Origin of the sequence: Scytonema sp. PRP1 (assembly GCF_036697665.2) — a bacterium.
Taxonomy (GTDB): Bacteria; Cyanobacteriota; Cyanobacteriia; order Cyanobacteriales; family Nostocaceae; genus Kalymmatonema; species Kalymmatonema gypsitolerans.
The window spans coordinates 58,419-79,980 of the sequence record NZ_JBAHYJ020000137.1; the positions used below are offsets into that span (position 1 = coordinate 58,419).

Annotated in this window: 18 protein-coding genes; 17 read left to right on the forward strand and 1 reads right to left on the reverse strand. The window is 45.0% G+C overall.

What is annotated here, in order from left to right; genetic code table 11:
• Positions 1-256 precede the first annotated feature (256 nt).
• The 16 genes from V5G28_RS36180 (at position 257) to ispF (ending at position 18,699) form a co-directional block, all read left to right on the forward strand.
• Positions 257-979, forward strand: a complete 723-nt coding sequence (locus tag V5G28_RS36180; RefSeq protein ID WP_332990339.1) for a transmembrane-type terpene cyclase — start codon at positions 257-259, stop codon at positions 977-979.
• A gap of 180 nt (positions 980-1,159) precedes the next feature.
• Positions 1,160-2,032: a 4-hydroxybenzoate solanesyltransferase gene (locus tag V5G28_RS36185; RefSeq protein WP_332990342.1), complete on the forward strand. Its 873-nt coding sequence runs from the start codon at positions 1,160-1,162 to the stop codon at positions 2,030-2,032.
• Between the two features lie 82 nt (positions 2,033-2,114).
• Positions 2,115-2,741 carry a chorismate lyase gene (locus V5G28_RS36190; protein WP_332990344.1) on the forward strand — a complete coding sequence of 209 codons (627 nt, stop codon included), beginning with the start codon at positions 2,115-2,117 and terminating at the stop codon, positions 2,739-2,741.
• Between the two features lie 107 nt (positions 2,742-2,848).
• Complete coding sequence (locus tag V5G28_RS36195; RefSeq protein WP_332990346.1) at positions 2,849-3,961, forward strand: prenyltransferase/squalene oxidase repeat-containing protein; 1,113 nt, start codon at positions 2,849-2,851, stop codon at positions 3,959-3,961.
• A gap of 279 nt (positions 3,962-4,240) precedes the next feature.
• On the forward strand, positions 4,241-5,326 hold the full coding sequence (locus V5G28_RS36200) for a Rieske 2Fe-2S domain-containing protein (protein WP_332990348.1): 1,086 nt from the start codon (positions 4,241-4,243) through the stop codon (positions 5,324-5,326).
• Between the two features lie 428 nt (positions 5,327-5,754).
• Positions 5,755-7,701, forward strand: coding sequence for a 1-deoxy-D-xylulose-5-phosphate synthase (dxs, locus tag V5G28_RS36205; RefSeq protein ID WP_332990353.1), 1,947 nt, complete (start codon positions 5,755-5,757; stop codon positions 7,699-7,701).
• A gap of 121 nt (positions 7,702-7,822) precedes the next feature.
• The gene (ispG, locus tag V5G28_RS36210) at positions 7,823-9,049 is read left to right on the forward strand and encodes a (E)-4-hydroxy-3-methylbut-2-enyl-diphosphate synthase (protein ID WP_332990355.1); all 1,227 of its coding nucleotides are present in this window, start codon (positions 7,823-7,825) and stop codon (positions 9,047-9,049) included.
• A 60-nt stretch (positions 9,050-9,109) separates the two neighbouring features.
• A complete protein-coding gene (crtE, locus tag V5G28_RS36215; RefSeq protein ID WP_332990359.1) occupies positions 9,110-10,078 on the forward strand; it encodes a geranylgeranyl diphosphate synthase CrtE in 969 nt (322 codons plus the stop codon).
• Positions 10,079-10,333: 255 nt separating this feature from the next.
• The gene (locus V5G28_RS36220) at positions 10,334-11,734 is read left to right on the forward strand and encodes a cytochrome P450 (protein WP_332990361.1); all 1,401 of its coding nucleotides are present in this window, start codon (positions 10,334-10,336) and stop codon (positions 11,732-11,734) included.
• Between the two features lie 317 nt (positions 11,735-12,051).
• A complete protein-coding gene (locus V5G28_RS36230) occupies positions 12,052-13,281 on the forward strand; it encodes a 4-hydroxy-3-methylbut-2-enyl diphosphate reductase (protein ID WP_332990364.1) in 1,230 nt (409 codons plus the stop codon).
• Positions 13,282-13,309: 28 nt separating this feature from the next.
• A complete protein-coding gene (locus V5G28_RS36235; protein ID WP_332990368.1) occupies positions 13,310-14,179 on the forward strand; it encodes a class I SAM-dependent methyltransferase in 870 nt (289 codons plus the stop codon).
• Between the two features lie 108 nt (positions 14,180-14,287).
• Positions 14,288-15,238: a 4-(cytidine 5'-diphospho)-2-C-methyl-D-erythritol kinase gene (ispE, locus tag V5G28_RS36240; protein ID WP_332990399.1), complete on the forward strand. Its 951-nt coding sequence runs from the start codon at positions 14,288-14,290 to the stop codon at positions 15,236-15,238.
• Between the two features lie 32 nt (positions 15,239-15,270).
• The gene (locus V5G28_RS36245; protein ID WP_332990371.1) at positions 15,271-15,843 is read left to right on the forward strand and encodes an AAA family ATPase; all 573 of its coding nucleotides are present in this window, start codon (positions 15,271-15,273) and stop codon (positions 15,841-15,843) included.
• 63 nt (positions 15,844-15,906) lie between these two features.
• Positions 15,907-17,094 (forward strand): 1-deoxy-D-xylulose-5-phosphate reductoisomerase, encoded by a 1,188-nt coding sequence (gene dxr, locus V5G28_RS36250; RefSeq protein WP_332990373.1) that lies wholly within the window; start codon positions 15,907-15,909, stop codon positions 17,092-17,094.
• Positions 17,095-17,116: 22 nt separating this feature from the next.
• Complete coding sequence (aroF, locus tag V5G28_RS36255; protein ID WP_332990375.1) at positions 17,117-18,220, forward strand: 3-deoxy-7-phosphoheptulonate synthase; 1,104 nt, start codon at positions 17,117-17,119, stop codon at positions 18,218-18,220.
• Positions 18,217-18,699 (forward strand): 2-C-methyl-D-erythritol 2,4-cyclodiphosphate synthase, encoded by a 483-nt coding sequence (gene ispF / locus V5G28_RS36260; RefSeq protein WP_332990377.1) that lies wholly within the window; start codon positions 18,217-18,219, stop codon positions 18,697-18,699. Before aroF ends, ispF begins: the two co-directional genes overlap by 4 nt.
• A gap of 38 nt (positions 18,700-18,737) precedes the next feature.
• On the opposite strand, the gene ispD is transcribed toward ispF, so the two are convergent.
• On the reverse strand, positions 18,738-19,430 hold the full coding sequence (ispD, locus tag V5G28_RS36265; protein WP_332990380.1) for a 2-C-methyl-D-erythritol 4-phosphate cytidylyltransferase: 693 nt from the start codon (positions 19,428-19,430) through the stop codon (positions 18,738-18,740).
• A gap of 469 nt (positions 19,431-19,899) precedes the next feature.
• On the opposite strand from ispD, the gene V5G28_RS36270 reads away from it, so the two are divergent.
• The gene (locus tag V5G28_RS36270) at positions 19,900-21,558 is read left to right on the forward strand and encodes a flavin monoamine oxidase family protein (RefSeq protein WP_332990382.1); all 1,659 of its coding nucleotides are present in this window, start codon (positions 19,900-19,902) and stop codon (positions 21,556-21,558) included.
• Positions 21,559-21,562: the final 4 nt, after the last annotated feature.

Below are 21,562 nucleotides of genomic sequence, written 5' to 3' on the forward strand. Positions count from 1 at the left end.
CGGAGTACCCGCCGGAGGCGATCGCTTAATTGGTACTTTTGACAGACAGTATACACGGAATACCCTTGATATATCTGCGATATAAACCTTGGTAGAGCATCGCTTTCGTGTGAAATTTGTTGTCGATAAAGTTTAATACTTTTGTCAGTTAATTAGGAATCTAGTCCAAACCATATGATATTTCGGGCTGATTCTTTACCACCTTTTTTGAACATTCAACATTTGTGTATTGGCATTAGCTTAAGAGGTATAAGTGATGAGTACAAACATGACTGTGTACTTAACATCTGCGATTGTCTCTGGTGTGTTTTGGCTGCTGGCATATGTTGGCATGATCTGGCGTGGCTTCAAAGATAAATTACTTGGCACGCCCATGTTGGCTATTAGTGGAAACCTTGCTTGGGAACTTACTTTTGCATTCCTTTACCCAACACCTAGTAAATCAATACAATATGGCGCTACTTTCTGGTTTCTAATCGAATCGATACTTGCTTGGCAGTGTTTTCTTTATGGCTACAAGGATTATAAATCTCAATTTATCAAGAAGAATTTTTCTGTGATCTTTGTAACTTTAACAGCTATTATGTTATTAGTCACTGTCTTATTGACTTACCAATTTAATGATTCAATAGGAGTGTACACTGGCTTAGCCGCAAACGCGCTATTATCGTTTTTTTTGATTGATTTGCTTATTAGACGCGATGACGTATGTGGTCAGTCTCTTTGCATCGCAGTTAGCAAGTGGATTGGTAGCTTAGCTTTTGCGCTCGCAACGTTTGTTGGGGGATTGCCTGATATGAATACTCAATTAAATATTCACACCCTTCCAACGCTTTTCACAGAAATTATCTCTAACAAAACCTATCCGTTAATACAGAATATTTTCATGTATCCTCTTGTGTTTGTGTTGGACATCATTTATATCGTTCTTTTGTATCGCAAGTTTATGGAGAAAAAAGTTAATATTTGGAGATTCTAATTCAATGGTGTACATTTTGCAGTCGTTACTTCTCCTTCCAGTATTATGAATCAAAGAAAATAGAAACAGAATTGTTTTCTTGAGAGCGGTTAACTTTACGCTGGTGCTGGATGGAGAGAAAATCGAGAATTTCTTGAGAGTTATAGCTATTACATTCGTCTAAATTCAGCCTTGCAAACTATGATTACCCAACAAGAATTTCAACAAAGAGAACCCAGCTGGCTCACAGTGATTCGACTTATAAGATGGGACAAGCCAGCCGGACGGTTAATCTTAATGATTCCTGCCCTTTGGGCTGTGTTTTTGGCGGCACGGGCAACGCCACCGGCACCGCTTGTCAGCGTCATCATTTTAATTAGTTTAGTCAGCAGTGCTGCTGGGTGCGTCATTAACGATTTGTGGGACCGCGATATCGATCCACAGGTGCAAAGAACGCAACAGCGCCCCTTGGCGAGCCGTGCCCTCTCTGTCAAAGTCGGCATTGTTGTCGCTCTGATATCTCTGGTGTCCACTGTGATTCTTGGCTTTTATCTCAATCCGCTCTCCTTCTGGTTGTTGGTGGCGGCGGTGCCGGTGATTGTGTTATATCCATCAGCGAAGCGGGTATTTCCAGTACCCCAGCTAGTGCTGGCTATAGCCTGGGGTTTTGCAGTTCTGGTAAGCTGGAGTGCAATCAGCAAGCACTTAGAGTTTTCCACTTGGCTTCTCTGGGGTGCAACCGTATTGTGGACTTTAGGATTTGACACGGTTTATGCCATGTCTGACCGGGAGGATGACCGACGGATTGGTGTCAATTCCAGCGCTTTATTCTTTGGTGAATACGTTTATGTTGCCGTTGGTGTTTTTTATATCGGCACTGCCTTACTACTGAGTTGGCTGGGTGTCTATATGCAGTTGCCATTCCGGTTCTTTGTTAGCCTAGTTTTTGCAACCATAATCTGGATTTGGCAATGTATACGACTGCGTAACCCACAACTGCAAAATCCTCTCTACAGCCAAATGTTTGACGAAAACGTTTGGATTGGCTTTGTGTTACTCATTGGCATGATGTAGGTCTCTAAAGTTTTGAATTTTGGATTGCTATAGGTGTGAATCAATGCCCTTTTAACTCTGTCTAGCTAATTTCAGCAAGAAGATGACATTAACAACTGTTTACAACACAACATGGCACTCCTTGATGCCCCTTTGGCAAGGGGGGGAGGAAATAGTTCAACAAGGCTTACCCCACACCCAGTTGGCACCCTCTTGGCAGATGCTCCTCCTAGGAGATGGCTCTCCAACACGGCACCTCCAACTCCTAACTGGTGAACGCACGGAAGTCGATTTAATCGAGATGTCTAACATTGGTATGGACTCAGATGGTGCTCCAGAAGCGATTCAATTATTACCGGGACCACGACTGCGACGGCAGGTGTGGCTACGTACAGCTTCTGGTCAGCGATTAGCGTATGCTACCTCATGGTGGAACGCGAATTATGTAGATAAGTATTTGCAGAACCGGAGTTTACCGATTTGGGCTAGTCTATCGAAAAAACGTACAGAGTTGTATCGAGAAGTTCTGGCAATTCACTACGGTCAATCAGCTGCCCTACAGTCAGCTTTCGCACAAAAGGGTGATTTTTGGGGACGCCACTACCTCTTCTGGCATCAAGGAAAGCCTCTAACACTGATTTATGAAGTTTTCTCGCCTTACCTAAGAAAATACATAGGACCAATGGCATTGCAGCATCAGGAAGCACTGACAACAGCCAGTTGTTTGTGAGTTCCATATGTATGCACATCTGACGATCGCCAAGCCATTTTCATTAGAGCACAACTCGCTGAGTTGCAAATAACTGATAAACCCCATTGTGTATCGAGGTAAAAAACATGAAGTCACAATCACTACAAAAATCTACCAGCCAAGACAAACTGCAATTTTCTGATCTCGACCAGCTAAGTAAATCCATTAACGCCGCAGTCACATTTCTATTGGAAACAAGAACCCCAGAGGGATGGTGGCAGGACTACAATTTCCCTCAGGCTGCTAGCATTGGTGATGAGTGGGTAACAGGTTATGTCGGCACCGTACTATCTGAAGTGCCTGACACCCGCATCCATTCAGCTCTGCTCCAAGCTTGGGAACTACTCAAAACTCGCGACCACCGTCCATCAGGTGGGTGGGGTTATAACTACAAACTCTGCACAGATGCCGATACCACAGGCTGGGCATTGCAATTAGCTGCCGCAGTAGGTGCGAGCGATTCGGAACGGGCGCAACGAGCAAAGCTGGCTCTGGCTAGCCAATTGCAGCCTGATGGTGGGTTATCCACCTTCCGTGAGGAACCGATACGAGCCTATATTAAGGTTCCTGATTTAGCCAAAGTGTCTTTTGCGGGTTGGTGTAGCTCTCATGCGTGTGTTAGTGCTGCGGTCGCCAGATTACCAGAGTTTCACTCACGTTTGCTTGACTACTTGAGAGCAACTCAAACCTCTGAAGGAAACTGGAAAGGTTATTGGTGGCCTGACCATGAATACACAACGGCATTAGCGGCAGAGGCATTAGCAGCGAGTGGTGAAGCCAGCGACAAGCCCCGCATCGAGCAAGCAGTGGCATGGGGATTGAAGCGCTTGAGTCCCCAAGGATTTGTGGCAACTTCCAGGCATCCAAACGGTTCGACTTTTGCCACTGCATGGTGCTTGCGGTTATTGCTGTTAAACACAGACGATGCAGAAGTCAAAGCTGCAACAGCCGCTGCAACGCAATGGCTTTTGGAGCAACAGAAGCTGAATGGTTCTTGGGAGCTATCTGCTTACCTGCGGATACCCTTTCCCTTTGATCCAAACCCCGATGAATTCCCCCGGTGGAGATATTACGTCGAGATTGAAGAAGGAGATAATAAGAGATTTGAAGGCAGTATTATTTTCGATCACAACAGCATTTTCACGACTGCTACTGTCTTAAGCTCACTCCAAAAGGCAGCACAGGTGTTGGAGAAATAAGAGCCTCTCAAATATTTGTAGCCTGCAATTGACCCTCTCAAAGGTATTGTCAAATCTCAGTACTTTCTCAAGTTGATTAGACCTTAGAAAATCACCTTCTTTGACAATACCTTTGTGGAGGTTTTACATCCAACCTATGAACAATATCTAACGAATAATCAGAAGTTAGCAGTATGACCTACTGTGGTGGCGACTACAAAGACGTTAACTACAAACACCTTATTTGAATCAAATTTTCAAGCAAGTTGTACATCAGGTTAAATTTCCAAGGAGAAACAAATGAGCGTCAAACTTGAGCAAGTCAAAGAGCAAACTAGAGATAAAAAAGAAGATAAAAAAGAAAAGGTTTTTCCAGCCAGCTGGTACATTGCTATGGAATCCAAAGCTTTGGGTAAAAAGCCACAAGCAATAGTATTATTTGGCCAGGACTTAGTAGCTTGGCGAGATGAAAACGGCAACCCAGTCATTATGGAACGTTACTGCTCACACCTGGGAGCTAGTCTAGCGATTAGTAAACGAGTAGATGGCTGTCTTGAATGTCCATATCACAAGTGGCGCTATGATAACTCTGGACAGTGTGTTTCTATTCCTAATGTAGAAAACATTCCCTCAAAGGCTCGTCAGGCTACTTATACTACTGTTGAAAAATATGATCACATTTGGGTGTGGTATGGTTCTAAAACTCCTTTGTTCCCTGTACCTGTCTATTTACCCGCAGAAAAAAAGAGGCAGAAAGACTATATGGCTTTCCGCTTTGCTGTGGAATCTAAAATACCAATCGTAACGATGATTGAAAATATGTATGATTATCGTCATTATACCTCCGTTCATTCTCTGCCTATCAATGACAAAGTACCTATTGAATACACCCTACAGGAGCAGCAACACCCAGAACAACAGAACGAATTATTCATTACTCCAGAAGCTTGGTATCGAGGAGTCATTGACATGTCTGTCGAGAAGTATGTTCTCGAGCAATTTGGTGGGATAACAGATGGAATATTCCGTATTTTAGGGATAAAGTTTAAAAAAATGACACACATAATAGACACCTGGCCTACTGGGCATGTGCTTACAATGTTGTTCGATGATAGGGAAGTGATGAGAGTCATGCTTGGCAGCACACCAATTAATGCAAATCATTCTATTGGGGTTGCATTGGTAAGGGTTAAGAAAACAGGCAATTTCTTGTTAGATATAATTTTCTATATGCTTTTTGCTTGGCAGTCCAAAGTTAGTAGTAAGAAGGATTTACCGATTTGGGGTACCATGAAGATAGATGGAGGGAAAATTTTTGTCAAAGATGATTATTTACTTTTGAAGTTCAGAGAATTCTATCGCAAGTGGATTGATAAGGCAGAGTAAAAGATACGTCACACACAACTCAAACTTCGTCTAAAAGTTGGTAGTCTTTGTAGAACAGGGCAGGTCGCCTAAGGTAATGTCAGTAGCACTTCAAGATGAGCCTGTAACCCTGAAAAATTATTGTTTAAATGCCTGCTTAACGGTTTAGCTAGTTAACTGACAAAACTTTTGCTGCGGCTTGTCCCCATTACTTGGATAGTTGGAACACAAGAGATGGAAAGCCAATCATCAACTTATGGCTGATTGATACTATTCTCAATTATCCCAAAAGCGATCGCTCCCAATCAGTCATTCATATTGCATTTGAAAATAGCAAACCATAGTTATCTTCCACGATGAGGATGATACAAAGGCGGTTAATTTACATATCTTGAGAAACAGGCTCTCAGAATTGGATTTTTCTACTTACTTAAAAAAGGAACCTTCTTATGCATCTGAGCCAAATTACCCATCCAAATCAATTGCACGGACTATCAATTCCACAACTGCAAGACATTGCCCATCAGATTCGAGAAAAGCATTTACAAACAGTAGCCACCAGTGGTGGTCACTTAGGTCCAGGTCTAGGTGTGGTTGAACTGACTCTGGGGCTTTACCAGACTCTAGACTTGAACCACGATAAAGTGATTTGGGATGTAGGTCATCAAGCCTATCCACACAAACTGCTCACTGGACGGTACGATCGCTTTCATACTCTACGACAAAAGGATGGCATTGCAGGCTATCTCAAGCGATGCGAAAGTCCATTTGACCATTTTGGTGCTGGTCATGCATCCACCAGTATTTCTGCCGCATTAGGGATGGCTCTAGCCAGAGATATCAAAGGAGAAAACTTCAAAGTCGTCGCAATCATTGGAGATGGCTCTCTGACAGGCGGCATGGCACTAGAAGCGATTAACCATGCAGGTTACATGCCCAAAACTAACTTGTTGGTCGTACTCAACGACAATGAGATGTCGATTTCACCCAATGTGGGTGCGCTTTCTTCTCACCTGAATCAACTGCGGTTCAGTTCCGGTGTACAATTACTCAAAAAACTGGAAGAACAATTTGAAACAATAACGCATATCGATTCCGTTCTCCCAGAGTTGAGTCGCATCAAGCAAGGGATCAAGCGTTTGGCAGTACCTAAGGTGGGAGCAGTGTTTGAGGAACTGGGCTTCACCTACATGGGACCAATCGACGGGCACAATTTGGAGGAATTGATTGCCACCTTTGAGCAGGCGCATCAACAGACAGGTCCAGTGTTGGTGCATGTAGCGACAGTCAAGGGCAAAGGATATGAGTTCGCCGAGCAAGAAAGGGTTAATTACCACGCGCAAAACAAATTTGATTTAAAAACAGGCAAGGCAATTGCTTCCAATAAGCCCAAACCTCCGAGCTACTCTAAGGTGTTTGGCGAAACTTTAACTAAAATAGCCAAGAACAACCCTAAAGTGGTTGGCATTACTGCAGCCATGTCCACCGGGACAGGGCTGGACATCCTCCAGAAACAACTGCCAGAGCAATACATTGATGTGGGGATTGCCGAACAGCATGCAGTGACCTTGGCAGCAGGTCTAGCCTGTGAGGGTATGCGCCCCGTTGCCACTATCTACTCCACTTTCCTGCAACGGGCTTACGATCAGATTATCCATGATGTCTGCATTCAAAATCTGCCCGTCTTCTTCTGTATGGACCGAGCTGGCATTGTTGGTGCTGATGGTCCCACCCATCAAGGAATGTACGACATCGCCTATTTACGTTGCATACCCAACATGGTACTGATGGCTCCCAAAGACGAAGCCGAACTTCAGCGAATGCTTGTGACTGGCATCAACTACACCAATGGTCCTATCGCCATGCGGTATCCGCGCGGTAATGGTCATGGAGTGCCCCTGTTAGTAGAAGGTTGGGAACCCTTACCGATTGGCAAAGCAGAAATTCTCCGCTCTGGAGACGATGTGCTGATGGTTGCTTATGGTTCGATGGTAATGCCAGCGCTGCAAGCCGCTGCCACCTTGAGCGAATACGGCATTGAAGCAACGGTAGTCAATGCCCGCTTTGCCAAACCCTTAGATACTGACTTAATTGTGCCTCTGGCTAAGCAATTTGGTCGAGTTTTCACCCTGGAGGAAGGCTGTTTGATAGGTGGTTTTGGTTCAGGCGTTGCCGAAGCGCTACTCGACCACAATGTGGTAGTTCCAGTTATCCGCATCGGTGTACCTGACCAGTTAGTGGAGCATGCAACTCCGGAACAATCCCAATTAGAACTAGGCTTGACTGGTCCACAAATTGCCGATCGCGTCCTAAAAGAAGTCGAATTACCCAAACTAAGTGTACAACTATTGCAAAACGCCTCGCGCAAACAAATGACTGATGCTGCGATGCGCTGATAAAGTTTTCCCTTGCACCACGCGCTATTCTACTAGCGGATTGAAAATAGATTTTCTGGCGTAGTGGTGTAAGCAGTTTCTGATGACTAGTTTCTGGCTTTTACCATCCAAATCGTAACCTATGCAAACTCTCTCAACTCCACTGGCTTCTAACGCCTCTTCTAATCAGACCCTTACTGGCACTATCATTCCCCGCCGTAAAACTCGTCCTGTGCGCGTTGGTAATGTCACCATTGGCGGTGGTTCTCCTGTGGTGGTGCAGTCGATGATCAACGAGGACACTTTAGACGTAGCGGGTTCTGTTAGTGCAATTCGTCGCCTGCATGAAATCGGCTGTGAGATTGTTCGCGTCACTGTGCCCAGTCTAGCTCATGCCAAAGCAGTCGCTCAAATCAAGCAGAAACTTAAACAGACTTACCAAGATGTTCCCTTGGCGGCTGATGTCCACCACAATGGTATGAAGATTGCCTTGGAAGTCGCAAACCATGTTGATAAGGTGCGGATTAATCCAGGGCTTTATGTGTTTGAGAAACCCAACTCAAATCGCACTGAATACACTCAAGCAGAATTTGACGAAATTGGTGACAAAATTCGTGAAGCCTTAGAGCCTTTGGTTATCTCTCTGCGGGATCAAGGGAAATCTTTGCGGATTGGTGTAAATCATGGTTCCCTTGCAGAGCGAATGCTGTTTACTTATGGTGATACACCCGAAGGAATGGTAGAATCAGCTCTGGAATTCATTCGCATCTGTGAATCCCTCGACTTCCGTAACTTGGTTATTTCGCTCAAAGCATCCAGAGTGCCTGTGATGATTGCTGCTTATCGCCTCATGGCACAACGGATGGACGAATTAGGTATGGATTACCCGTTGCACCTGGGTGTAACGGAAGCAGGTGATGGTGAGTACGGTCGGATTAAGTCTACTGCTGGAATTGCGACTCTGCTAGCTGATGGCATTGGTGATACCATCCGCGTCTCACTCACCGAAGCCCCAGAAAAAGAAATTCCTGTCTGTTATAGCATTCTGCAAGCACTAGGACTGCGGAAGACTATGGTAGAGTATGTGGCTTGTCCCTCTTGCGGTCGCACCTTGTTTAACCTGGAAGAAGTTTTGCATCAAGTACGAGAAGCTACCAAGCACTTAACTGGTTTGGACATTGCTGTGATGGGCTGTATTGTTAACGGTCCTGGGGAAATGGCAGATGCAGACTATGGTTATGTTGGCAAGCAACCCGGTTATATCTCTCTGTATCGCGGGCGTGAAGAAATCAAAAAAGTGCCAGAGTCCCAAGGGGTTGAAGAACTGATTAACTTGATTAAAGCTGACGGTCGTTGGGTTAACCCTTAAGACAGTTAACACTCAACAGTTATCACTGATTTCGGACACTATCACCTACTACAGAAGCCAATGAATACTCAAGTTTTTGAACGGTCATTGCAAAATTCTGAACTTGTCCAGCCTCAGGGATTTGAGCGTGAAATCAAACAAGCAACCTTTAACCTAAAGGCTTACTTATCACAACGGCAAGCCCAAGTAGAAGCAGCGCTTGAGGAATCAATCACTGTAGTCTATCCCGAAAAAATCTACGAGGCTATGCGCTATTCTCTGCTGGCTGGGGGAAAACGCCTACGCCCAATTCTGTGTCTTGCTAGTTGTGAACTCTCTGGAGGCACACAACAGATGGCGATGCCCACTGCCTGTGCGCTGGAAATGATTCATACCATGTCTCTGATCCATGACGACCTGCCCGCCATGGATAACGATGACTATCGACGAGGTAAACTGACCAACCATAAAGTTTATGGCGAAGACATTGCCATTCTGGCTGGTGATGCACTGTTAGCCTACGCCTTTGAGTTTATTGCAGTGCACTCCAAAGGAGTTCCCGCCCAGCAGTTGTTGCAAGTCGTTGCTAAGTTAGCTCATGCAGTTACAGCAACTGGTATAGTCGGTGGTCAAGTTCTGGATTTAGAACATGAGGGACAGCAAAATGTTGATGTAGAAACCCTCAACTTTATTCACACCCATAAAACTGGAGCTTTGTTAGAAGCCTCAGTTGTGTGTGGAGCACTCCTAGCTGGAGCGTCGGAGGATCTTTTGCAACGACTAGAGCGTTATGCTCGCAATATTGGTCTGGCCTTCCAGATTATTGATGATGTGCTTGATATTACCGCAACAACTGAGGAACTAGGGAAAACCGCAGGTAAAGACCAAAAGGCGCAGAAAGTCACTTATCCCAGTTTGTGGGGTATTGAGGAATCCAGACTAGAGGCGAAAAAATTAGTTGAAAAAGCTAAGGCTGAACTAGCTTGCTTTGAAAAGAGCGCGCAACCTCTGATAGCTCTAGCAGACTTCATCACAGCTAGAACTAACTAATCAGTTATCAGTAAACAGTTATCAGTTATTACTGTTCATTCTTTACTGATAACTGTTCGCTGATAAAGGCGCGCCAAGCAAGAGGAACTGATTAAATAACACTTTGGTATTCGGATACATCACACAACCGCTTGGGTGCAACTAAGACAGTTGGGAATTTCTACTACAAGTTCCACGACCTAAACATTATTAAATGTCCTACTCTAAAAGTTTTATTTTTTTTTATTTTTATCAGCTTGAAAGAAGGAAGGTGTAATGGACACATTGGTGCAACAAAAGAACCGCAATCACAAGGCGTTACGTCCCCCGTTGGCAAAAGGTTTGCCTGTTCTAGGCAACGCCCTGGAATTCAGTGATATGGATGCCTTTTTGCGGAAGAAGTACTTGGAATTGGGACCGATTTTTCGCATCCGTGCTCTGAATATGGAGTTTGTAGTTCTTGCTGGACGAGAAGCGAATTTGTTTTTTTCCAAAGAAGCAACGAAATACTTTACCTCCGCTCAGGCTTTGCAGGATTTTAATGCCGAACTTGGTGTCTCGCGATCAATAGGCAGTATGGATGGTCCTGACCATGCTAAGTACCGCAACGCGTCGAAACTAGGGTATTCCCTTGCTATGCTTGAACAACAGTTAGATCAAGCAGTCGCAATTGCTAGACGAGAGGTGGCAAGCTGGTCAACCATCAAGCCACAGCCTGTCTTCTATCTGATGCAGCGGATTATTATCCAACAAATTGGTTTGTTATTAACTAACTACTCTCCGTACGAGTATCTGGATGACATTATCTTATTTTCTCGGATTCTGATAGCGACCAAAACGACTAGGTTACGTCCAGAATTTATGACGTACCTGCCAGCTTATCGACGGGCAAAGGCACGGGTCTTTGAATTATTACGCAAGGTCATAGCTGCCCATACCACCGAACCGAGTGGCGATCGCCTTAAAGCGGCGGCTGCTTCAGAGCATCGTCATCCTGATCTCATTGACGATCTACTCCAGTTCATGAAACAGGAACCGGAAATTCTGCCAACGCAGGAAGATCGCATTCTGGCGGTAATGAATCCATTCCTCGCAGGGGTAGATACTGCTGCCAGTACCGCTGCATTCTTGCTCTATGCCCTTCTCAAACATCCAGAAATTCTGGAGCAGGCAACTTTTGAAGCGAATGCACTATTTGCCAACGGCATGCCCACACCTGATAGTTTGCGTAGGCTAGATGTTTTGCCGAGGGCTACTCTAGAAGCCCTACGGATGTACCCGATCGCTCCAGCTGTATTCCGCAGCGTTACGGTTCCCTTCGAGTTTGCGGGATACCGTATCGAAGCCGGACAAAGGGCGCTCATTGCCACAACCGTACCGCACCAGCTGCCGGAATTTTATCCTAATCCTTTCCAGTTTGACATTGATCGCTACAAAAAAGGCAGAGAAGAACATCATCGTCAGCCAGGTGTATTCGCACCTTTTGGTTTGGATCCACATATGTGCTTGGGCATGAATTTCGCACAAGCACTGATCCCGCTCAATATCGCAACTATTCTCCAAGCCGTTCGCTTAGAAATGGTTCCAGCGAACTATCAACTCCGGATTGACCTAATACCTACGCCAAGTCCTGATAGCAAATTCCAGATACGAGTTGCACAACGGTTTGAGCTTTAGGCGGATTGATAGGTTGAGCACTTTGAATCAATTTGAGTGGCTTTTGCGATGGCGCGGAGCGCCTGCATAATTGCGATCGCACTGGGGACAATACTCGAAGGGGGAAAACGCTTGCGCCCAATTCTGTGTCTTTTAGCTGCGAACTCTCTTTTGGCATACAAGAGATGGCAACGCCAACTGCCGTGCGCTGAAAATGATTCACATCATGTCTGTGATCCATGATAACCTGCCTGCGATGGTTAACACTGATAGATAACTATTCTATTGATAATTAAGCAGCAATTAAACTGCATTTGTAATCACAAGAGGAATGAATAATGGATACCAAAGCCTTTAAACGCTCGCTCCATAGTTCCGAGCACTACTATCGCAAAGGATTTGGGCACGCAAAAGAAGTGACAGGAACGTTAGACTTCGAGTATCAGAGCGATTTGATTCAGCAGATCCGAAACAACGGTTATACGTTGCAGTCCGGCGACGTTACAATTCGGTTGGCAGAAGCGTTTGGATTTTGCTGGGGGGTAGAGCGAGCCGTTGCTTTGGCTTATGAAACACGTCAGCAATTTCCTAACGAGCGCATTTGGCTCACCAACGAAATCATTCACAACCCGTCGGTTAACCAAAATCTGAGGGCAATGCAGGTTGAATTTATTCCGGTTAACGATCAGGGGCAGAAGGATTTTTCGGTCGTTGCAACAGAAGATGTCGTGATTCTGCCTGCTTTTGGAGCCAGTGTTCAAGAAATGCAACTGTTGAACGAAAAAGGCTGCAAAATTATGGATACGACTTGCCCATGGGTTTCTAAAGTGTGGAACAGTGTTGAGAAGCACAAAAAAGCAAACTACACCTCGATTATCCATGGCAAGTACAAGCACGAAGAGACGATTGCTACCAGTTCCTTTGCAGGGAAATATCTGGTTATCCTGAATTTGCAACAGGCTGAATATGTCTGCAATTACATTCTCAATGGCGGAGACCGTGAAGAATTCTTAAACAAATTTGCTCATGCTCATTCTCTGGGATTTGATCCAGACATTGACCTGGTCAGAGTGGGTATTGCTAACCAAACCACAATGCTTAAAGGAGAAACTGAGCAAATAGGCAAGCTCTTTGAGCGCACACTCATGCGTAAGTATGGTCCACAAGAGCTAAATAATCACTTCCTCAGCTTCAACACCATCTGCGATGCCACCCAGGAGCGTCAGGATGCGATGTACAAGCTTGTGGAACAAAAGCTGGACTTGATGGTGGTGGTTGGCGGTTTTAACTCTTCCAACACAACTCAACTCCAAACAATCTCAAAAGAGCGCTCAATTCCTTCCTATCACATTGACTCTGCAGAGCGTATAGGACCAGGGAATCGGATTGAGCACAAAAAGTTGCATTCCTGTTTAGAAGTACTTGAAGACTGGTTACCATCGGGTCCAATTGTGGTAGGCATTACCTCTGGAGCTTCCACCCCAGATAAAGTTGTTTCCGATGTCATCGAAAAGATTTTTGACATCAAGGCAGCTAAGCAGAAATGCAGTTCAGTTAATGTCAATTAGCAAAATTAAACAGCCCGGAGATAATAAAATGGGAACATCAACAGCTTCTAGCTTTGATTTAATCGGTCCGACAGCACTCGCCGCTGCCTATAGTAGGCAGTTCAGCGATATTCCATACGCTCTTGAAATTGCTCAAAAAGTGGATGCTCAAACTGTCTTTGAGCAGCATACTGGACATCATCTCGAGAGGTTGGCCACACTGGTACTGTGGATTGAGTCACGCTACAAAGTAATCAACCATCTCATTGCCATGTTTGGCTACACACAAATTATCGAACTGGCTTCAGGCTTGCTGCCCCGTGGTATGGCGATGTCTGAAAACCCAAACGTCACTTTTGTCGAAAGTGACTTACCTGCTATGATTGACTTCAAAAAGCAGCTGGTTATGCAACTGATTGGGGAACGTCCCAATCTCCAGTTTGAAGCAATAGATGCTACCAGTCTACCAAGCCAATTTCCCATTGACGCCGATTACCTGCATGATTCTGAAAAGGTCGCAATCCTGTGTGAGGGGCTTTTGCTTTACTTGACTTTTCCTGAAAAGGAGCGGGTATGCGCCAATGTCCGGAATATGCTTCAACGCTACGGAGGTGTTTGGATTACTCCTGACCTAAATACTAAGGATGGATGGTATAGGTTACAGGAAATTAACCCAAAAATACATACAACATTTCAAGGTATTTATAATACCACAGGTAGATCATTAATAGATAATTGCTTCAATGATATGGAACACGCCAGACAGTTTTTTATAGAACAAGGGTTTTGTGTTGAAGAGTATAAGATGATTGAAATTTTGGGAGAAATTTCTGATTTAGAACCACTGGGAATTGATAGTGACCAAGCCAACCATCTTCTCGCAACGAATTCCGTCTTTGCGCTCACTCTCAATTCTTAACCAGTTTTCTGGGACAAGTTTGTTAGGGGACGAAGCCAAGAAGATTGAGATCGTCCATTGAGCGTGCTCCTACCCACTCATCTCAATTCCAACCCTAAAATTACTCTCATGCTTTCCTACTCCCTAATTGCCTCGGCAAAAATCAATTTATACCTGGAAATTATCGGCGCTCGCCCAGATGGCTACCACGATCTGGCAATGGTGCTCCAAAGTATCGACTTAGCAGACCAGATTGACCTGCACTCACGCTCGGATGATGCCATCTGTCTGCATTGCAACCATCCAGAAGTGCCTCAAGACGAGAGCAACCTGGCTTACAAGGCGGCAGCACTGATGGCAACAAAATTCCCTGATGCCTTTGCCAGATATGGCGGCGTCGATATCACAATCCATAAGCGGATTCCTGTTGGAGCAGGATTGGCTGGCGGTTCTACAAATGCTGCTGCAGTTTTGGTCGGGTTGAATTTGATGTGGAACCTGAAATTAAGCGACAAACAATTGCAATACCTGGGTTCTTTACTCGGATCAGATGTTCCCTTCTGTATCGTTGGCGGTACAATGCTAGCAACAGGACGAGGCGAATACCTGACTCCTTTGCCAGTACTGGGTCGTTCCTATGTAGTCTTAGGTAAGTACCGCAGTCTCTCGGTTTCAACAGCTTGGGCTTATCAGACATTCCGTCATCAATACCTTAGCTCCTGCATGTCCAATGCTCTTGCTGTCGAGAATCTTGAACAGTCTGCCAGCATAGAAAAAATGGTATCCGCCATCAACCACCAAAATGAGCGGAACATTGGTCAGTTTCTCTATAATGACCTAGAACGGGTAGTACTGCCAGAATATCAAAAAGTGCAGCGGCTCAAAGAAGAATTCCAACGGTTGGGATGCGCGACGATGATGTCAGGTTCTGGTCCTACCGTGTTTGCCTTGACTCACTCTCAGGCTGAGGCACAGCAAATCCTAGAGTCCGTGAAGATAGCTATTGCTGACCCTGATTTAGACCTGTGGGTTTCACAATTTACGCCTTCCAGTATTCGCATTCCATCCTTTCACACGTAAGATTGCAATTTCCAGATTCTTAAGGAGGAAATATGGTGAGAATTATTGCTATTGTTGGTATGCCTGGATCGGGTAAGAGTGTGGTAGCTAGCTATCTAAAAAATCATGGCTTCCCGATAATTCGGTTTGGAGACATTATCATCCAAGAAGTAGAAAAGCGGGCACTACCAATCACACCAAATAATGAGCAAATTATCAGAGAAGAATTGAGAACAAAACACGGAATGGATGTCTGTGCCCAAAAAGCATTACCATTTATTAAAGAAAAAATGTTAGACCATCAATTAGTTATTATTGATGGTCTCTATAGTTTTAGCGAGTATAAAACTCTAAAAAAAGAGTTTAATGATGAACTACTCGTTTTGGCAATTTTTACTCCCAAGGCTATAAGGTATGAACGCCTTACTTTAAGACAAGAAAGACCTTTAACAATTGTAGAAGCCCAGAGAAGAGATTTCCTGGAAATTGAGAGAATTGAAAAAGGTGGTCCAATTGCAATGGCTGACTTCACCATAATTAATGATGGCAGCCAATATCAGTTACACAGAAAACTTGAAGAAATACTGGCAACATTGTTACCTGAAGTTGTTGCTGTAAGTCGTTAGTTCTTAATAGCTACTAACTAACCACTACCTACTAACTACTAACCCCTAACCACTAACACTGTCATGAAAGCAATTTCTATCCTTGGCTCAACAGGCTCTATCGGTACCCAAACACTGGATATTGTTGCTCAATACCCCAACCAATTTCGGGTGGTGGGATTGGCAGCAGGGCGGAATGTAGAAATGCTGGCTGAACAAATCCGCACATACCGACCTCAAATCGCAGCTATTTGTGAAGTCGAGAAGCTACCTGAACTACAAGCAGCGATAAAAGACCTCGACCCCCAACCAATTCTACTAGCAGGCGAAGCTGGGGTAATTGAAGTTGCCCGCTATGGCGATGCCGAAGTTGTAGTGACTGGCATTGTGGGTTGTGCAGGTCTGTTACCTACCATTGCTGCAATCAAAGCAGGCAAAGACATTGCTTTGGCTAACAAGGAAACCTTGATTGCTGGCGGACCAGTTGTCTTGCCCTTGGTGCAGCAGCATGGAGTGAAGCTGTTACCAGCAGATTCAGAACATTCGGCAATTTTTCAGTGTTTGCAAGGAGTGCCTAGTGGTGGGCTGCGGCGAATTCTGCTGACAGCTTCTGGCGGGGCTTTCCGAGATTTGCCAGTTGAAAAGTTATCACAAGTCACTGTGGCTGATGCTTTGAAGCATCCTAACTGGTCAATGGGTCGCAAAATAACTGTAGATTCCGCCACTTTGATGAATAAAGGGTTGGAGGTTATCGAGGCTCACTGGCTGTTTGGTGTTGACTATGACAATATTGACATTGTCATTCATCCCCAAAGTATTATCCATTCTTTGATTGAACTGCAAGATACTTCAGTACTGGCGCAATTAGGTTGGCCAGATATGCGCCTACCACTGCTATATGCTCTGTCTTGGCCGGAGCGAATTTATACTGATTGGCAGCAGTTGGATTTAGTGAAAGTGGGGCAGATGACCTTTCGTGCTCCAGACCATCAAAAGTATCCTTGTATGCAATTGGCTTATGCTGCCGGTCGCGCTGGGGGTTGTATGCCAGCAGTTCTCAATGCTGCAAATGAACAAGCTGTCAGCTTATTCCTAGAGGAAAGAATTCAGTTTTTAGATATTGGGCGTTTGATTGAACGGGCGTGCGATCGCTACCAACGCCATAACGTCTCCACCCCAACTCTCCACGACATCATTGCAGCCGACCGATGGGCGAGACAGGAAATTATCGCCGCGAGTCAAACCTTGGACTGTGTTGCAAAAACTTTTTAAGAACATTAGGGAGATGCAATCAATGATTGTAGTTATGAACTCCAGCACGCCATTAGGAGAAATTGAGCGCATCAGCAATGAACTCCGCAACCGGAAAATCACACCAGAAACAAGTAGAGGTCATCACAAACTAGTTATTGGTTTAATAGGTGATACCGCAGCTCTCAATCCTCTAGAAATCCAACAACTCAGTCCTTTTATTGAGCAAGTTCTGCGGATAAATCAGCCCTTTAAACGGGCTAGCCTCCAATTCCGCCACGGAGAGCCAAGTGAGGTGTTTGTAGAAACGCCATTAGGATTTGTCGCCTTTGGTCAAAACCACCCTATCGTTCATGTCGCTGGACCTTGTTCAGTAGAAAATGAAGAGATGATCGTCCAGACAGCTCAGCAAGTCAAAGCGGCTGGTGTTAAGTTCCTACGTGGTGGAGCTTATAAACCCCGAACTTCTCCTTACGCTTTCCAAGGACATGGTGAGAGTGCCTTAGACTTACTTTTGAAAGCTCGTGAGGTTACCGGACTAGGTATTGTGACAGAAGTTATGGATACAGCCGATCTTGAGAAGGTTGCCTCTGTTGCAGACATTATCCAAATTGGTGCTCGCAACATGCAGAATTTCTCACTACTTAAGAAAGTGGGTGCTCAAGGTAAGCCTGTTCTGTTGAAGCGAGGTCTCGCCGCTACAATTGAAGATTGGCTGATGGCAGCTGAGTACATTCTGGCAGCAGGCAACCCAAATGTCATTTTGTGCGAGCGGGGAATTCGCACTTTTGACCGACAGTATACAAGGAATACATTAGATTTGGCAGCTATACCCGTGCTGCGATCGCTGACTCACTTACCGATTATGGTTGATCCGAGTCATGGCACAGGCTTTTGCGAGTATGTGCCAGCCATGTCTAAGGCTGCGATCGCAGCAGGGGCAGATTCTCTGATGATTGAAGTCCACCCCAACCCTGCCAAGGCACTTTCAGATGGTCCTCAGTCTCTAACACCAAAACAATATCAGGAATTAATGCTCGAGTTAGCAGTGATTGGTAAAACTGTTGGTCGCCCTGAGCGATCGGCACAACTCACTCAGGTAAGCACAGAATCGGCAGTTAGTCAATTGATAGCGGCGAATTTATGAATATTAGGATCGGTAACGGTTACGATATCCACCGCTTAGTTGTAGGTCGCCCTTTGATTTTGGGAGGAGTGGAGATTTTCCATGAATTGGGGTTGCTCGGTCACAGCGATGCTGATGTGCTGACTCACGCGATTATGGATGCAATGCTGGGAGCCTTAAGTTTGGGAGATATTGGTCATTACTTTCCGCCCACCGACCAAGAGTGGGCAGGTGCTGACAGTACAGTTCTCCTGGCTAAGGTGCATCAGTTGGTACGGGAGCGGGGGTGGCAAATTAGCAATATTGATTCTGTAGTGGTGGCAGAGCGACCTAAACTCAAGCCTCATATCCAGACAATACGCGCCCGACTCTCAAGCATTCTAGAATTAGAACCTGACCAAGTGAGCATCAAAGCAACCACCAATGAAAAGCTAGGTCCGGTTGGACGAGAAGAGGGGATGAGTGCCTATGCCGTAGTCTTGCTGGTGTCTGACAACTGAATATCTAGCAATCGAAATATTGCCTCTAGAGATTGCCTCTATCGGTCTCCTAATCGCTGCCGGAGGATAAATTCGGCAAGCGCCAAATCTACAGGCGTCGTTACTTTCAAATTCGTCTCCTCTCCCTCCACAATTTGCACAGGCAGTTGGCATTGTTCAAACAAGGCAGCATCGTCTGTCACTTCCCAACCCAAGCGACGACCTTCGGCATGACACTGCTTGAGTCGCTCTACTTCAAATGCCTGAGGGGTTTGAGCCGCCCAAAGTTGGCGTCGATCTGGTGTATTCGTAATCAGATGTGTCTTTTGATCTACGATTTTGATGGTGTCTTTGACAGGAACAGCCGCAATCAGACCTTGACAATGGAGAATTGCCTCGGCACATCGGTCAAACAAGGCGGGTGTTACCAAACACCTAGCTCCATCGTGAATCAATACATGTTCTGCAATTGCGGGTAGGGACTGCAACCCGTTATACACTGAATCCTGGCGGGTTGCTCCCCCCAGAATAAAATGTATCGGCTTTGTCAGGGATAAATTCTTGACAATTTCTTGCAAATTAGCCCAGTCCTCTTGCTGAACAATCACGCCTATCCAGCGGATACGCTCAGAAGCTTGAGCTGCTAAAAGTGTCCAAGCAATCAGAGGTTTATCTAACAAGGTGAGTAGCAGTTTATTTCGATTACTGCCCATCCGACGACCCATTCCTGCAGCTGGAATTAGTAAGTACATATATACATAATTGATTTTTGCTCAGTGTGCAACTTTGAATTAGCAAAACCCTAGTATAGTTTAATCCTAAAAGGAGCAATTTTTCGACGTTTCCCGCAACTTTCCACGTCATTACTGGTAACTTTATTTCAGCGCTTTTTACTTAATTGTGGTTTGTACCCAAAAGTGCAAGATCTCAGAGAACTTACTTTTGCGGTTGTGTGGTAAAACTCAGCGTGAGTCCAAAGCGTGGGTAGTTTTAACAAGTCCGGGAATTTGGCGATACTCCGAAGGAGTCGCTCCGCGATCGCCTTAATATTTCAGGTGCAAACACAAGTCCTGCTAACAACTAATCAGCATTGTTGGCTTCTCTACTTTTTGATAGTTGAACTGTCAACTTATCTAAACAAATGTAACAATAACTGCACATTTATGTAGTACTTTCCAAGCTATATTTCTGATCACAAGATAAAAGATTAAGGCAACCCCAATGGCGAGATCGGCGTTGATGGCATCATTACGGCGAGCTTACAAAATCACCAACGCATCTGTTGAAACAGGAATTCCTGCGAACGAAATCGTTGATATTCTCCACCAAAAGACCACTCGTCGTCGCCTGATCTATGGGGGTTTGGGATTAGCAAGTGCCATCGGTGCGGTGACATGGCATGGTGGAGATGACTCGGCTGCATTTGCCACAATTCCCAAAGTATTGGTAGTCGGTGCGGGAATTGCTGGACTCGTCGCCGCTTATCGTCTTTCTCAAGCTGGAGTGCCAGTAGATATTATCGAGGCAAGAAATCGCGTTGGCGGTCGGATATATACAGTACAAAATTTTGCTGGTACTTTTATACCTGTAGACTTGGGTGGAGAATTTATCGACACGAGCCATACCAGGTTACGCTCTTTGGCACAGGAATTAGGTTTGCGAATTGCAGATTTGTATACTGGTGACAAGGATTTGATACAAGGGACATCGTATTTTCAAGGACGTAAAATATCAGAAAAAGAAATCACACAGTGGTTCACTCCACTGGTGCAGAAGATAAAGCAGGATTTAGCAGCCCTTGGCAAGACTCCCGTAACTTATCGCACACGCAATCAAGTTGCGATTCAGTTGGATAATACCTCTATCACTCAGTACTTGAACTCCGCGCAAATTCACCCAATTCTTAGTCAGATAATACAAGTCGCTTACACTGGTTTATACGGTCGAGAAGCGAGCGAGCAGTCTAGTCTGAATATGCTGCTTTTTATTGGCACAGATCCAAGCAGCTTTGAGATTACTGGGGAAAGTGATGAACGTTATCAGATTGTTGGTGGGAATGACCAAGTCCCGAGTTTATTAGCGCGATTTTTGACAAATTCTATTGAAACAGGGACCGAATTAGAAGCGATCACGACTCGAAGCGATGGCAGTTACCGAGTCAGTTTACGTTCTGGTAACCGCTCCTTTGAACGCACATATGAGCGAATTTTGCTGGCGTTACCATTTACTACTCTGCGTCAAGTCTCATTAAATGTGGATTTGCCAGCAGTGAAAAAGAAAGCGATCGCTTCCTTAGGTTATGGTAACAATGCCAAGTTAATTACTGCTTATCAAGAACGCATATGGCGCACACGGTATAACTCAACTGCATTTGTTTCTACTGACTTAGACTTTGCAGCCATCTGGGAAGCTTCTCGTTATCAACCAGGTTCAAGTGGTGTACTTACCAATTTTACTGGCGGTCAAAAAAGTTTACCACTAGGGCTACGTTCGGCTGAATCTCAAGCTCAAAAACTGCTATCACAATTAGAAAATATTTTCCCAGGAATGAGTAGTGTACGCCAGGGTCAACCCATCTGTGCTTATTGGCGCAGAGAACCATATACACAAGGCTCCTATGCTTGCTATCTCGTTGGACAGTGGACAACAATTGCAGGAGCTGAACAAGAACAGGTGGGGAATCTGTTTTTTGCTGGTGAACATTGCTCCCAAAAGTTCCAAGGTTATATGGAAGGTGGTTGTAGAACGGGTGAAATGGCTGCTGTCCAAATTCTGCGTTCTTTGGGTTTGAAAAAGAGCGCAGCTCAACTAGAAGTGCGAATCAGTGCTTACCAAAAATCTCTCCAGTCTCTTTATGGCGTAAGCACAACAAACCAATAATGAG